10 protein-coding genes are annotated in these 15098 nt (G+C 49.9%); 1 reads left to right on the top strand and 9 read right to left on the bottom strand.

The features are described 5' to 3' along the window. Window positions 1-37: 37 nt before the first annotated feature. The 4 genes from adiC to melR form a co-directional block, all read right to left on the bottom strand. Entirely contained in the window at window positions 38-1375 is a 1338-nt protein-coding gene (gene adiC, locus FDX19_RS11990; RefSeq protein WP_137382877.1) for an arginine/agmatine antiporter, read from the bottom strand. 127 nt (window positions 1376-1502) lie between these two features. Next, the gene (locus FDX19_RS11985) at window positions 1503-2264 is read right to left on the bottom strand and encodes an AraC family transcriptional regulator (RefSeq protein WP_137382902.1); all 762 of its coding nucleotides are present in this window, start codon (window positions 2262-2264) and stop codon (window positions 1503-1505) included. 315 nt (window positions 2265-2579) lie between these two features. Then, complete coding sequence (gene adiA / locus FDX19_RS11980) at window positions 2580-4847, bottom strand: arginine decarboxylase (protein WP_137382901.1); 2268 nt, start codon at window positions 4845-4847, stop codon at window positions 2580-2582. A gap of 275 nt (window positions 4848-5122) precedes the next feature. Next, the gene (gene melR, locus FDX19_RS11975; protein WP_137382876.1) at window positions 5123-6055 is read right to left on the bottom strand and encodes a transcriptional regulator MelR; all 933 of its coding nucleotides are present in this window, start codon (window positions 6053-6055) and stop codon (window positions 5123-5125) included. Window positions 6056-6323: 268 nt separating this feature from the next. On the opposite strand from melR, the gene FDX19_RS11970 reads away from it, so the two are divergent. Continuing rightward, a complete protein-coding gene (locus FDX19_RS11970) occupies window positions 6324-7679 on the top strand; it encodes an alpha-glucosidase/alpha-galactosidase (RefSeq protein ID WP_137382875.1) in 1356 nt (451 codons plus the stop codon). Between the two features lie 54 nt (window positions 7680-7733). On the opposite strand, the gene FDX19_RS11965 is transcribed toward FDX19_RS11970, so the two are convergent. The 5 genes from FDX19_RS11965 to FDX19_RS11945 all read right to left on the bottom strand — a co-directional run bounded on the left by FDX19_RS11965 (window position 7734) and on the right by FDX19_RS11945 (window position 14696). Next, on the bottom strand, window positions 7734-8366 hold the full coding sequence (locus tag FDX19_RS11965) for a DUF2238 domain-containing protein (RefSeq protein ID WP_137382874.1): 633 nt from the start codon (window positions 8364-8366) through the stop codon (window positions 7734-7736). A gap of 147 nt (window positions 8367-8513) precedes the next feature. Continuing rightward, window positions 8514-10160, bottom strand: a complete 1647-nt coding sequence (gene fumA / locus FDX19_RS11960) for a class I fumarate hydratase FumA (RefSeq protein WP_137382873.1) — start codon at window positions 10158-10160, stop codon at window positions 8514-8516. Window positions 10161-10256: 96 nt separating this feature from the next. After that, window positions 10257-11597 (bottom strand): anaerobic C4-dicarboxylate transporter DcuB, encoded by a 1341-nt coding sequence (dcuB, locus tag FDX19_RS11955; protein ID WP_137382872.1) that lies wholly within the window; start codon window positions 11595-11597, stop codon window positions 10257-10259. Window positions 11598-12348: 751 nt separating this feature from the next. Beyond that, complete coding sequence (gene dcuR, locus FDX19_RS11950) at window positions 12349-13068, bottom strand: two-component system response regulator DcuR (protein WP_137382871.1); 720 nt, start codon at window positions 13066-13068, stop codon at window positions 12349-12351. Further along, window positions 13065-14696, bottom strand: a complete 1632-nt coding sequence (locus FDX19_RS11945; protein ID WP_137382870.1) for a sensor histidine kinase — start codon at window positions 14694-14696, stop codon at window positions 13065-13067. Before FDX19_RS11945 ends, dcuR begins: the two co-directional genes overlap by 4 nt. Window positions 14697-15098 lie beyond the last annotated feature (402 nt).

The following is a 15098-nucleotide window of genomic DNA, read 5'->3' as shown; positions in this document are numbered from 1 at the left end:
ATGCGCTTATGTCATCGGGCAACGACTTTTACAGGCATTAATTATTGTTGGTCGGGGCATCCAGAGGATACGGGTTTTTATGGATCCGGTTGTAATTGAGCGCATACAGTGCGGTGATGACCATCAACATCACGAATGACCACATCACTTCTTTGGCGCCAGAACCGACCACAGCCCAGATGCAGTAGACAAATGCCACGAAGGTCACCAGTAAGTACATCGGACGCGCTTTACCAAAGTGACCGTGGCCCAGCAGCAGCAAAGCGGCACAGGTGTACAGATAAGGCACCAGCGTGAAGATGACTGAGACGGAAGAGACCAGACCAAATTCTTTTGCGGCGTTTGGCGACATACTGCTGAACTGGAAGAGGGTCATCAGGATGCCGACGATAATTAATCCGGCAACCGGTGTTCCCGCTTTGTTCACGCGGGCAAAAATCGGTGGGAACAAGCCGTCATCGGCTGCCGCTTTTGCGGTCTGGCCGGCAAGCAGCGTCCAGCCGCCCAGTGAGCCAAGGCACCCAGCCGCGGCACAGAAGGAGACAATGGCCCCAGCGGTATCACCCAGTGCCATTCGTGCAGCGTCACCAAACGGTGAGGCTGACACACGCAGCGCAGCGTTAGGGATCATCCCCATAATCGCCGTGGTTGAGAGAACGTAGCAGACGGCGGCAATCAGCACCCCGCCAATGGTGGCGATAGGGACGTTACGTTTCGGGTTTTTAACCACACCGGCGGCAACGGAGGCGCTTTCAACCCCAATGAACGACCATAAGGTGACGTTTAAGGTGCTTTGGATGGCGCCGAAGGTATTCATTCCGCTGACGTTCCAGGCTGCCATATAGGTTTCACCGCGGAACCAGAACCAGCCGAAGACGGCAATCCCGACGATCGGTACCAGCGCCAGTACCGTCGCAACGGCCTGCACGCGAGTGATCATTTTTGGACCGACAATATTCAGCAAGACGAAGATCCACAGTACAACGACACAGGTGAGCGTCAGGACCAGCGGATCTTTTAAAATTGGGAAGAAATAGCTCAGGTAACCCACGCCAATAACGACCATGGCGATGTTACCAATCCAGCAGGCCAACCAGTACAGGACGTTAGTCTGGTAGCCTAAAAAGGGACCAAAGCAGCGGCGTGCATAAGCGTAAGAACCACCGGGACTGGAGTCTAAGGACGACATTTTGGCGTACACCATCGACAGTGCCAGAGCACCGATAATAGTGACCAACCATCCGTAGATTGCAATCCCGCCAGTTGACGCCAGGTTTGCGGGTAGCAGGAATACACCGGAACCCATAATATTCCCCGACACCATAAGGGTGACGGGGATTAAGCCCACTTTGTGAGCATCAGCATCCGTCGACATATTTTTTAACTCCTGATAAGGATAAATGACGTCACATCATACCTCTTCAGAAGACTATTTTATGATGGCGGAACAGGGGTATCGCCAATGCTGATATTATTATGGCTCATCGCTAAATGATCAAAAATCAGGCAGCGGAGGGTTCCCGATGTTGACTGACATAATGCAGTGGTGTCATTCCATAGAATTCTTTGAATACGGAGATAAAGTATGAAGTACTGTTATATCCGCACAGCTGAGATACCTGTGAAATGTTTTTCCCGTCCATCATTAATTGGTTAACAGCATAACGCATACGACACGTGGTTATTATTTGACTGTAACTTGTGTTTTCATTTTTGAGCTTTTTCTTTAACAAACTGGGACTCAGACATAAGCAACTGGCGACCATGCTTAAATTCCAGTCTTTATGAATATCGCTCTCAATGATGTGGTAAACGCTGTCGCTGATGCGATTGCGTAACATATGCATCAGCAGGGAGATAAACTTTTTGCTGTCGAGAAAACGTGATAATACGGTGAACAGTAGCGAGCGGGTACGCTCATTTTCGCCTTCGTTTTGCGTTTCCATCACGCTGTGTTGAGCGGCAACCCGAAAGACATCCGGCGTCAGGCAGACGGCGGTCATCACGGGGTTGGCGCTACGTTGCCAGAGAGGGATCTGTGAAAGATCTTTATTTAAAAATCGTAGATAGTCTTTAATGACATCGCGACTGATATGTACGACCAGTGCGTTATTAAGTGAAGAGAAGTCGATAATATTATTATCACACGCCACCAGAGCCATGTGGTTAGCTTTTAAACTGATGGCTTCTTTACCGTTAATCCTTAACCAAACATCTTTCTCCGTTAATACAACAACACAAGCTTCTTTGCTGCAAAGCCTCATACCCAAACTCCCGGAATATGAACATCAAATACCGTAACTCAGGACCTGCTGAGTAATCGCGGCTAAAAAAAATTGTATGATGAATCAAGACAAGCGATAAAATAGCGTGATTTTTAGTAATTACAATATCTGTAGGGATTCTTGGCATGTACATAATTTTTTACGCAAGTGGCAACGTACTATTTGCGTATAAAAAAAGCGCGGGGTGGTCCCGCGCAAAAGGTATGACAATGTTATTGTTTTGCAGCAATACTCAGGAATTACTCAACCATCACACGTCAACCTTATAAAAAATAGACTATCTAAAAAGCGACATTAGGCTTTCACGCACATGACGTGATACACACCGTCAATAATTTCCGTTCCTTCGGTTTCATGTTCAAAGCCAGGGAAATGATGATCCCAGGATTGCAACGAACGTAGATAACTAATCTGCGGGCTGTTGGCATCGCCAAAGTTTTCCCCGGACAGCAGCATTGGAATTCCCGGTGGGTAAGGAATAACGGAGTTGGCTGCGATACGGCCCGGCAGATTTTCAATAGCCACCATCTCAACGTTATCGCTGACTATCGCGTTATAGGCTTCACGCGGGGTCATTTCAGCAACAGGCAGGCCGGAGTAGGCCGCATTGAGTCGGCTACCTGGGTTATTTTCTTTCAGCCAGGCGAACATGGTGTCGCCCAGATCGTGAATACCCATGTTTGCGTAAGTGTCAGGATGTTCCTCTACCAGTTCCGGCATCACCTGTGAGAGCGGGGTATTGGCATCGTAGTGGTGTTTGAAGGAACACAGTGTGTTAATCAACGTGCCCCATTTACCACGGGTGATCCCCATAGAGAACAAGAACATAATCTGGAAGTCGGTGGTACGGGTCGGTACGATGCCGTGGCGGCCAAGCCAGGCGGTAACCAGCGCCGCCGGAACACCGGTCTGTTCCAGTTCACCATCATCACCCATACCTGGCGCCAGAATACTGACTTTAATGGGGTCCAGCATGCTCCAGTTATCTGGCAGGTCTTTAAACCCATGCCAGGATTCACCGGGACGCATTACCCAGCAGTTTTGGTCGGTCGTCAGGAGTTGAGTAGGGGCATCCGCAAAGTCATAGGTTTTTCCGGTTTGCGGATCGGTAACCACCTCTTTGTTCCACGGTTTGAAGAACCAGTCGCCCTCAGCCGCGAATTCTTTGTACAACCGTGCCATCGCCTGACGGAAATCGACCGCTTCGTCGATCACTTCCTGAGTCAGCGACAGGCCACTGTTACCGTCCATCATGGAAACGGCCACGTCGTTTGATGCACAGATGGCATACAGCGGAGACGTGGTGGCGTGCATCATGTACGCCTGGTTAAAGCGGGAGAAATTTACCGCGCCACGACCTTCACGGACGTGAATGTAAGATGCCTGAGAGAGCGCATTCAGCAACTTATGGGTCGAGTGGGTGGCAAAAACGGTTGGGCCGCTATGGTCGCCTGGCGCACCACGCATAGCGTAGTGATCGGCATAAATCGGGTTGAAACGCGCATAGCCGTACCAGGCTTCATCGAAATGAATGCGATCGCTGGTCTGGGCTAACAGATCCTGCGCCTCTTTTGCGTTGTAGCAGACGCCGTCATAGGTGCAGTTGGTCACAACGCTATAGGACGGTTTCTGTCCGGTTTTGTCTTTCGTCAGCGGGCTTTCGCTGATTTTTTTCTGCAATGTTTCAGGTCGCATTTCCTGCGGGTAGATAGGCCCGATAATGCCGTAGCGGTTGCGGCTTGGCACCATGTACACCGGTTTTGCCCCGGTCAGAATGAGCCCTTGTTCAATGGATTTATGGCAGTTACGGTCCAGCACTACCACATCGTTATCAGTCATGCATGCCTGCATGATGGTGCGGTTAGAGCCAGAAGTACCGACCACCACGGACCATGAGCGGTCAGCGCCGAAGACACGCGCGGCATATTTTTCGCTTTCACCAAACGCGCCAGTATGGTCAAGCAGCGAACCCAGTGACGCGCGTTCAATACCCATGTCGCTACGGAATAGATTTTCACCGTAGTAGTCATGATAGAAACGACCAGCTGGCGTTTTAGTAAATCCCACGCCGCCCTGGTGACCTGGAGCTGCCCAGGAATATTCGTGGATGTCACTGTATTTCATCAGCGCGCTGAACAGCGGTGGTAACAGCTGTTGGCGGTAACGGGTCATCGCAGCAACGGCGCGCCCGGCGATAAAGTCAGCGGTATCTTCGAGAATCCAGGCGAATTCATCGACAAGCTCCAGCAGATCGCGATCCAGCGATGCAGTGGCTTTTTCCCGATCGCCCAGCAGGAAAACGGGGACGTTTTGCTGGCGTTCGTGGAGCTTGCCGATCAATTGCCTGACATTCAGGTGTTCATCTTGTTGTTCCATTTGATAGCTGAACATCAGGCAATCAATGGCTTCATTTGCCGCGAGAATGGCATAACCATCGTCGAATGAGGTGGACTTAATGACGGTAACATTTTGGCGACTTAAGGCATCAGCCAGACGCTCGACAGCGCTACCAACCCAGGTGTCCTGATGCAGAAACTCACTTTCAACAATTAATACTTTCATCATCTTTTACCCGGTAGTGGAGAGGTTGCAATGTATGGATTGCAGACACACCGTATGAATGTGACGCAGGCAAGTATTATCCTGACTAATTGGGCTGTAAAGTGGTTGAAAAATGAGCTTATTTTGTCTTTATTCCTTTATAAACAAATAATTAATATTTATCGGAGGCAGTTTTTCGGCACTGTTTATCGACAGGGGAATTATTTTTTTGGCTGATACTGATATTGCCGAATGGGATGTGCTGTCAGTAGGCATGTGTTTGTGCCATCCGGCGCTTATCCGGCCATCGATTGTCGATGTTGCTGGCTCAGTTTGCGGTACTGCTGTGGTGACATGCCGACAAATTTGCTGAAAGTATCGTAAAAACGACTGCTGGAGCGAAAACCGGCGGTCAACGCAACGTCGAGAATGGTTTTATCGGTATCGCTCAGCAATGCGCGAACGTGGTTGATACGCATCGCGGTGATGTACTGCTTCATGGTGAGTTGCATCACGCGCTGGAAAATTCCCATCGCATAGTTGGGGTTGAGCTTCACGTGCTCCGCAACATCGTTGATGGTGAGCGCCTGATCGTAGTGGTCGGCAATAAAACTGAGCATTTGACTCACGTAAAACTGCGCGTGACGTGAAATGCTGTTTTTGTGCGTGCCCGCGGTTTTATTGACCAGGATTGGCTGCCAGCCGGAGAGGCTAAACCGCTTGAGCATCAGGCTAATTTCATCGATGGCAAGCTGGCGAATTTGTTCGTTCGGGCTGCTCAGCTCCTGTTGCCAGCGCTGAACTTCAAAGGTGCTCAACTGCTGAGAGGCTTGTGATTTGATGACCATGCCATGAGTGACGTGGTTGATCAGCTCACGGTCCAGCGGCCAGGAGAGAAACAGGTGCATGGGTAAATTAAAGATAGCCATGTTCTGGCAGGCGCCAGGTCGTATTAACTGGTGCGGCGTACAGGCCCAAAACAGGGTGATATGGCCCTGTTTTATCTGCACCACTTCGTTATTGATCAGGTATTCCACATCACCGTCGAACGGTACGTTGACCTCCACCTGTCCGTGCCAGTGGCTGGTGGTCATGGCGTGCGGTGCACGCAGTTCGATATCGAGACGTTGATATTCCGAGTACAGCGACAGCGGGCTACGGGTTTGTTTTTCATCGCTGTTGCACATGTGCGGATCGGGGGGAAGCGCTGAGATTGGCGGCGTGGTCATGGTAGCTCCAGTTCCTGATTGTTCAGAATCATGCCATTTTTCAGCAGATAAGACTGCGAATCGGCGCGCAAATCAGGCCACCATTATCGGGTAGTGTGCTTTTTTGAACCCGAATACTCTGCTTTTCGGCAAAAATTGTCCCAGAAACTCAGTTTTCGTCGAAACGAAAAGGCGAACTGAGTTTTTGGGAGTACTCGGTGCAGAAGCCGGACGTTTTTCGTGCGTCCTCATGCCACCATGACGTCATCACCCCACGTTCTGGAGAGTCATGATGTCTGCACCCAAAATTACTTTTATCGGCGCGGGATCGACGATTTTCGTGAAGAATATTCTCGGAGATGTCTTTCACCGCGATGCGCTGAAATCCGCGCATATTGCTTTAATGGATATCGATGCCGCCCGCCTGGAAGAGTCGCATATTGTGGTGCGTAAGCTGATGGACTCGGCTGGTGCTTGCGGCCAGATCACTTGCTATACCGATCAAAAAGCGGCATTGCAGGATGCCGATTTTGTGATAGTCGCTTTCCAGATTGGCGGTTACGAGCCGTGTACCGTGACCGATTTTTCCGTGTGTAAACGCCACGGTCTGGAACAAACGATTGCCGACACGTTGGGGCCTGGCGGTATTATGCGCGCGCTGCGTACTATTCCTCATTTATGGCAGATTTGCGAGGATATGACCGACGTCTGCCCGCATGCCACCCTGCTTAATTATGTTAATCCGATGGCGATGAACACCTGGGCAATGTATGCGCGCTATCCGCATATTAAACAGGTTGGGCTGTGTCATTCGGTGCAGGGAACGGCGGAGGAGCTGGCCCGTGATTTGGATATTGACCCCACTTCTTTGCGCTATCGCAGCGCCGGGATCAACCATATGGCATTTTATCTGCAACTGGAGCGTAAAACGGCTGATGGGACCTATGTCGATCTCTATCAGGAACTGCTGGCAGCTTATGCAACAGGCCAGGTCCCGAAACCGAATATCCACGGCAATACTCGCTGCCAGAACATTGTGCGTTATGAAATGTGCAAGAAATTGGGGTATTTCGTCACCGAGTCGTCGGAACACTTTGCTGAATACACGCCGTGGTTTATCAAACCGGGCCGTGAAGATCTGATTGAGCGCTATAAGATTCCGTTGGATGAATATCCGAAGCGCTGTGTCGAGCAGCTGGCGAACTGGCATAAAGAGCTGGAAGAGTACAAAACGACGGCGCGCATTGATATCAAACCGTCACGGGAATATGCCAGCACAATCATGAACGCTATCTGGACCGGAGAACCCAGCGTGGTGTATGGCAATGTTCGTAACGACAGCCTGATCGATAACCTGCCGCAGGGCTGCTGTGTCGAGGTGGCTTGTTTGGTTGATGCCAATGGTATTCAGCCGACAAAAGTGGGTACGCTCCCGTCTCATCTGGCGGCGATGATGCAAACGAATATCAATGTTCAAACCCTGCTGACGGAAGCTATTCTGACGGAGAATCGCGATCGTGTTTATCACGCGGCGATGATGGATCCGCATACCGCTGCGGTATTAGGGATTGAGGAGATTTATGCGTTGGTGGATGATCTGATTGACGCGCACGGCGAGTGGCTGCCGGCCTGGTTGCATCAATAACGTTCATCTTGCGTCTGCCAGATGAACGTTATCGACATCCGGCAGTCGGTATATTTAGTTGGCGCTTACCAGCCCGTAACGACGCAGCTGTGCACAGTGAACTCGCGCCAGTACAAGCACCGTCGTGAGCGCGCCGAGCAGGGCGCAGAACATATCTGACTGGGTATCCCATGGATCGCCCTGCGTACCCAGGAAGTCATCCGCGCCTTGCCCCATCGCCAGTGCCGCCCACCATTCAATGAGCTCATAGGTGGCGCTGATTGCCAGTGCTACGCAGCAGACTAAAAACGCTAACATCTTGCGGCCGTGGACAATATTGCCGCGGACTAAAATCTCTCTTGCCGTCAGCGCTGGCACCAGACCCTGGAAAAAATGACCCAGTTTGTCATAGGGGTTGCGACTGAGATCCAGCCACGCCTGCACTTCAAAACCAATGGGGACTTTGGCATAGGTATACATGCCGCCAACCATCAAAATGATGGCATGAAAGAAGATCAGCGTGTAGAGCATGGGAGTCAGCGGGTAACGCTTCATGGTGGCGAGCAGCAATGGCACAACAATAATGACCGGCGCCACTTCCATCAGCCAGGTCAATTTCTCGGTGGCGCAGAAGCCGGTGTAGATAAGGATCAGCGCCAGCACTATAGCGCCAGTGTTCAGTATTACAGGATTCAGTGTGCGGAGCATGGCGAATTCACAAGTAATGGAAAATATTACTATTCACTGTGAACGGCGAAAATTCAACGCCAGTTAATGGGGGGATAAAGTTGGCCCGGGGGGATCACTGGGCTGGCCCCAAAAATTTGGTGTCAGTCCAGTGCCGGGCCGAATAGGTTACTTCGCGCAGTTAGCGCATTGTTTGCTCACGATTTGCTGGAAGAAATCGTTGCCTTTGTCATCGACCAGAATGAAGGCAGGGAAATCTTCAACTTCGATTTTCCAGATAGCTTCCATTCCCAGCTCCGGGTATTCCACGCATTCCAGATGCTTAATGCTCTGCTGCGCCAGTACAGCTGCCGGACCACCGATGCTACCTAAGTAGAAGCCGCCGTGTTTATGGCAGGCGTCGGTCACTTGCTGGCTGCGGTTACCTTTCGCCAACATGATCATGCTGCCGCCATGGGACTGCAGCAGGTCAACATAGGAGTCCATACGACCCGCAGTGGTTGGACCCAAAGAACCGGACGGGTAACCCGCCGGCGTTTTCGCCGGGCCTGCGTAGTAGATCGGGTGATCTTTCACGTACTGCGGCAGACCTTCGCCGGACTCGATACGTTCTTTCAGCTTCGCGTGGGCGATGTCGCGACCCACAATGATTGTACCGCTCAGCGACAGACGGGTGGATACCGGGTACTGAGAAAGCTGGGCAAGGATCTCTTTCATCGGACGGTTAAGGTCAACTTTAACCACTTCGCCTTCGCCGGCCTGGCGCAGAGATTCCGGAATGTACTGGCCTGGGTTATGTTCCAGTTTTTCAATCCAGATACCTTCGCGGTTAATCTTGGCCTTAATATTCCGGTCTGCGGAGCAGGAAACGCCCATGCCTACCGGGCAGGATGCGCCGTGGCGAGGAAGTCGAATCACGCGGATGTCGTGAGCAAAATATTTCCCGCCAAACTGGGCGCCGAGGCCGAGTTTCTGGGCCTCGATCAGCAGTTCCTGTTCCAGTTGCAGATCGCGGAATGCCTGACCGTGAGCGTTACCTTCAGTCGGCAACGCATCATAGTAGTGTGTGCTGGCCAGTTTCACCGTTTTGAGGGTACTTTCTGCTGACGTACCACCAATCACAAATGCGATATGGTACGGCGGGCAAGCTGCAGTCCCCAGCGTACGCATTTTCTCAACCAGGAAGTTTTTCAGTTTGCCGGGAGTCAGCAGTGCTTTCGTTTCCTGATACAGATAGGTTTTGTTGGCAGAACCGCCGCCTTTTGCCACGCACAAGAATTTATATTCGTCGCCGTCCACGCTGTACAGGTCGATTTGCGCAGGCAGGTTAGTGCCGGTATTCACTTCTTTGTACATATCCAGCGCCGCGTTTTGCGAGTAGCGCAGGTTATCTTCAATATAGGTATTAAATACGCCTCTGGAGAGCGCCGCTTCGTCACCGCCGCCGGTCCAGACGCGTTGGCCTTTTTTACCCATGATAATGGCCGTGCCGGTATCCTGGCAGGTTGGCAATACGCCTTTGGCGGCAATTTCGGAGTTTCTCAGGAATTGCAGCGCAACGTATTTATCGTTTTCGCTGGCTTCAGGATCATGGAGTATGGAGGCGACTTGCTGTTGGTGTTCAGGGCGAAGCATGAAGGAGGCATCGTGGAAGGCTTGCTGGGCCAGTAGCGTAAGTGCTTCAGGTGCTACTTTCAGGATTGACTCGCCTTCAAACTCGCCGACGCTGACATGATCGGATGTCAGCAGGTAGTACTCAGTTTTGTCTTCCCCCAGTGGGAAAGCCGCCTGGTAAGTGAATTCAACTTTTGACATTTGCTTCCAGCCTTTTCATTTTTATCAGGAATTTAAAAATTCTCTGCGTCTTAAAGGTGGCGTGCCGCACCATAGCGGGCGGCACGCGAAGTGTGCTTACAGGAAACCGTACATTGCGGCGAAGACCCAACCAAAGACACAGGATACGCTTACGCCGATCAAACCAGGCAGAATGAAGCTGTGGTTGATAACGAAACGGCCAATGTGGGTGGTACCTGAACGGTCAAACTGAATAGCAGCCAGATCGCTCGGGTAGGTCGGCAGAATGTAGTAACCGTAACATGCCGGAGCAGAAGCAACGATGTACGCTGGATCAACCCCGATAGCCAGTGCGACCGGAACGATAGCCGCCAGCGCTGCAGCCTGAGAGTTTACAAACTTGGAGACTAACAGCAGGACAACCGCATAGGCCCACGGATATTCTTTCACCATCTCGCCCAGTACGCCCTGAATTTCAGACATATGCGCACCGAACATGGTTTCTGCCATCCAGGCAATACCGTACACCGCAACAATCGCGATCATACCTGAACGGAAGACTTCATTTTTTGAGATAGATGCGGGATTCGTTTTGGTTAAGATGATAATCAATGCGCCAGTCAGCAGCATGAACATCTGGATAACCAGTACCATTGACAGCGGTTTGCCACCAAAAGAAGGGCGCAGTTCAGATACCGCACCGAGCACGGCAACAACGGCGATGGCAGCGAGGAAGATCCACATTGCCAGCCAGTTACTTTTCGGCAGTTTTTTGTCTAACAGTGTTGCCGTGTCGCCATACACATAGTGATGGTTTTCAGGTACGGAAATAAACTTCTGGAACTCTTCGTCTTTATCCAGATCTTTACCACGGAACCAGCTGAAAATACCGATAGCCAGGATACCCAGCAGGGTCGATGGAATGGTGATGCCGAGCAGGTCGAGGAATTCGAGGTGCTTGCCTTCAAATGTCACGTTACCCAGCATCGCAACCAGCGAGACAACGGCTACGGAAACCGGACTGGCGATAATCCCCATCTGTGCACCGATAGAACTCGCCGCCATTGGGCGTTCCGGGCGAATATTGTTCTTAATGGCGACGTCATAAATGATTGGCAGAATGGTGTACACCACGTGGCCGGTACCGCACAGGATAGTCAGGGTACAGGTAACAAACGGTGCTACGATAGAAACGTATTTTGGGTTACGACGCAGCAGCTTTTCAGCAATTTGCAGCATAACGTCAAGACCGCCGGAGGCTTGCAAGGTTGCAGATGCGGCCACCACGGCAATAATAACCAGCATTACATCAACAGGGGGTTTACCCGGCTGGAGATGGAACACGAAAACCAGAATAACCAGGCCGATACCGCCTAACAAACCCAGCGCGATACCGCCCTTTCTGGCGCCATAAAACAAACATATTAATATTATGAGAAGTTGTATACTAAATAACATTTTATTTACCCTCGCGAAAAACCCAGTCAATTTTTTGAAAAATGGATCTGTGGCACATTCTTTTTTGCCGGAATAAGCATCAAAAAATGGTCAGTATTCGATATGTCCGTATTTGCGATTAATGTTTAAATATCTGGCCAGAATGTTTTTATAAATTTTTGGAAATATTTAGCTTTTTTCTATGGCATTGATCAGAGGAGAGGATCCTCAGGCGATGGGAAGTAGAGCTGGTTATGAAGCGCTGCGGCTGACGCTGTAGTTTGGCTGGCTTACACCGGTTTTCCGGGTGCTGACCGTCGGTTCTACGTTGTCCGCTATTACGTGAAACACCGGTATACCAGGTGAGAGTATTCTTTATGTGATCGCGGTCACGCCATGTCATGTGGTAATGAGTCTGGCGTACGGATACGTTTATTTGCTCACAAAAATGTACGGTGTCCATAGTACGTAGCATGGTCTCCATTGCTACCAGCTTAGATTTTTATGTCTGATTAAATTCAGACTAATCCTTTAGGAGTAAAAATACACACTCTGTGAGTTAGTTAATACTTAATTAACTTTTGTTAGCGATTTTGAAATTAAAAACAGTGTGATATTTATCGATAACAAAATAATAAATTTAACATGTCTGATACAAATATATTTGATCTAACGCAAATTCACTATTTATCTGTTTTTGAGGGGTGAAAAGGGATTTTTCATTATTTTAATAATTGTTACTTTTATATAACGAATAATCCCTGGGAGAATTTTATTGGCAGTATTGTTTCAGTAATGAGTAATGCTCAGCCTGAACGCGGTAGCGGTAAACCGGTCGGCCAGTAACACCATAGTGGATACTGGTAAATAAGATATGACAATTGACGAGCCAGATAAGGTATTTACGGCACGAGACCCGGGAGATATTGACCTCGTTCGCCAGTTCATCCGTGGAGAACTCCTGATCCTGGTGCTCATCAATCCACTGGCACAGTGTACGTAACGTTTGTGGTGTCAGCCCTTTGGGTAAGCGCCGCGTTTCCTGCTCGCTGGACGCGCTACCATGAATCAGCTGATCAAGCTCTGACTGTTCATAGTACTGGTGCTTCTCCATATCCGTTTTCTTCTGCAGCCAGTTGGTTAAGGCTTCTTCAAAGCGTGAGGCCTGAAACGGTTTGATCAGATAGTCAACGACACCGTAGTGGAGTGAGTCTTTGATGGTTGTCGCATCGGCGGCGGAGGAGATGACGATGACATCACATTTACAGCCTTCGCTGTGCAGAATGGGCAACAGGTCCAGACCGTTTTCTTTCTGCATATAAATATCCAGTAGAATCAGGTCAATATGATGTTCGCCATGAAAGATGATCTCTTTGGCTTTTTCGAGAGTAGAGGCCGTTCCGCAGCAATGAAAACCAGACAGCTGCGCGACATAACGGCGGTTCAACTCCGCTACCATTGCATCGTCATCGACAATTAAGACATTGATCATCTGCTGGCCCTCTCACCATTCCACGGTAACTGTACAAAAAATTGGGTGAAGACCCCAGGTTCGGATTCGACGGAAATATTACCGCCAACGTTTTCAACCTGCTGTTTCACAAGTGCTAAACCGACGCCTCGCTCGGTTCCTTTTGACGAGACGCCCTTCTCAAAGATGTGGTCGATGTGTTCGGGGGCGATCCCCGGACCATCGTCATTCACTTCGCAATGCAACCAGCCGTGTCGATAATGTAAGGATACGCTGATCTCACCCCCCGGTTCTTGACCTAGCGCCTCCAGGGCGTTCTCAATCAAATTACCCAGTACGGTGATCAACACCGCCACCTGATCTTCATTACTGTTTTCCGGCAACTGGCTTTCATTACTAATGATCAGGCTATGACCTGAATCAGATGTGCGATTAATCTTACTGAGTAAAAAGCCTGCGATCACCGGTGATTTTATTTTGCCTAACAGTGAGCCAATCTCTTCCTGATAATTGTTGGCCGTCTTAATGATGTAATTTTCCAACTGCTTATAACTTTTCAGGTGCAATAATCCCAGAATCACGTGTAACTTGTTCATGAATTCGTGGGATCGTTCACGAAGTGCATCGGCATAGTTGACCATACCATCCAGACGTTGCATGAGTTTACGGACTTCGGTCTTGTCTCTGAACGTTGAAATTGCCCCGATGATTTTGCCATTGCTGAGTACTGGAACGGTGTTGATTAAAAGCAGCCGGTCCTTCACCGTGATCTCCTCATCACGGCGTGGCGTTCCATCACGTAGCACCTGCGAAAGATCAACTACCTGAGACCACGCATGGCTGAGCGTGGAAAGCTGGGCATCATCCTGCGACTTACGGTAATCCAGCAGCTCCTGAGCGGCCTGGTTTATTAGCGTGACCTCACCACTATCATCAACGGCAATGACCCCCTCCTTTATAGAGTGCAACATCGCCTGGCGCTGTTCGAACAGGTTGGATATTTCATAGGGCTCCAGACCAAACAGGATGCGTTTGAGAACCTTCACCAATACCCAGGTACCGAGTAACCCAACCAGCACGCCAAATAAGATGGACCAAAAGATACTGCCGCGGCTGTTATTGATCTGTTCAGTGACCCTGCTTAGCTCGAGACCAATCGACACAACCCCAATCTGCTGGTGATGTTCGTCATAAATGGGGGTGAAAACGCGTAGCGCTTTAGCCAGAAAGCCGCGATTAATGGCAACGTTCTCTTTGCCCTGTAACGCCAACAGGATGTCGTCGCCTTTAAACGGTTGGCCGATGCGTTGTGCTTCAGGGTGCGAATAACGAATGCTTTTCATATCCGTGACGACGATAAACAAAAAATCGTTGCGCTTATTTACTGCCTGAGCAATTGCCTGGATACCGCTGTCCTCAGGCTTTTTCTTGAGCCCTTCGCGGATCTCAGGAGAGTTTGCCAACGTTCGCGCTACCGCAAGCGCTTTGTCTGCTAATGCATCACGTGTCGTGTTGCTGATTTGCGAGAAGTAAATCAAATGAACGACGAGCAGCACAGAAAAGAGGACAGCGCTGACCATGAGGATCACGGTTGTGCCGAGTTTCATCGGGCGTTTGCGTATAGCCGTTCGTTGCAGAGGGTGTCTCATCGCAGTCCTGGAATCACTATTTGTACGGGTATTATCGCCTGATGAGGTACGTAATTCAAAGGTAGTAGGGGGGGGCCGGGCGCTCCCGCCGCCATCCCTTCTTATATATGTAGTAGAAAACGGGCATTCGTTATTTTCTTTCTATATAGAAAAGAGAATTCAATGTTGGTTTCTTCTTTTTCCGGGATGTGATGCAGGAAATATTGACGGCAATATAGCGAAAGGGGTGAAAAACAAGCATTCAGCAAAAAAGATCCAAAAAATACTTGTGCTAAAAAATGGGATCCCTATAATGCGCCTCCATCGACACGGCGGATGTGAATCACTTCACGCAAACAGCCAGTTCGGTTGAAGAGAAAAACCTGAAAATGAGGGTTGACTCTGAAAGAGGAAAGCGTAATA

The sequence above is a fragment of the Citrobacter sp. wls619 genome, from assembly GCF_005281345.1.
Lineage (GTDB): Bacteria > Pseudomonadota > Gammaproteobacteria > Enterobacterales > Enterobacteriaceae > Citrobacter.
This window is presented reverse-complemented; position numbering and strand designations above follow the sequence as displayed.

Bases quoted from the DNA above. Each gene is read 5' to 3' on its own strand.
- adiC (WP_137382877.1), bottom strand. From the start codon at position 1,375: ATGTCGACGGATGCTGATGCTCACAAAGTGGGCTTAATCCCCGTCACC.
- melR (WP_137382876.1), bottom strand. From the start codon at position 6,055: ATGACCACGCCGCCAATCTCAGCGCTTCCCCCCGATCCGCACATGTGC.
- adiA (WP_137382901.1), bottom strand. From the start codon at position 4,847: ATGAAAGTATTAATTGTTGAAAGTGAGTTTCTGCATCAGGACACCTGG.
- FDX19_RS11945 (WP_137382870.1), bottom strand. From the start codon at position 14,696: ATGAGACACCCTCTGCAACGAACGGCTATACGCAAACGCCCGATGAAA.
- fumA (WP_137382873.1), bottom strand. From the start codon at position 10,160: ATGTCAAAAGTTGAATTCACTTACCAGGCGGCTTTCCCACTGGGGGAA.
- FDX19_RS11970 (WP_137382875.1), top strand. From the start codon at position 6,324: ATGATGTCTGCACCCAAAATTACTTTTATCGGCGCGGGATCGACGATT.
- FDX19_RS11985 (WP_137382902.1), bottom strand. From the start codon at position 2,264: ATGAGGCTTTGCAGCAAAGAAGCTTGTGTTGTTGTATTAACGGAGAAA.
- FDX19_RS11965 (WP_137382874.1), bottom strand. From the start codon at position 8,366: ATGCTCCGCACACTGAATCCTGTAATACTGAACACTGGCGCTATAGTG.
- dcuR (WP_137382871.1), bottom strand. From the start codon at position 13,068: ATGATCAATGTCTTAATTGTCGATGACGATGCAATGGTAGCGGAGTTG.
- dcuB (WP_137382872.1), bottom strand. From the start codon at position 11,597: ATGTTATTTAGTATACAACTTCTCATAATATTAATATGTTTGTTTTAT.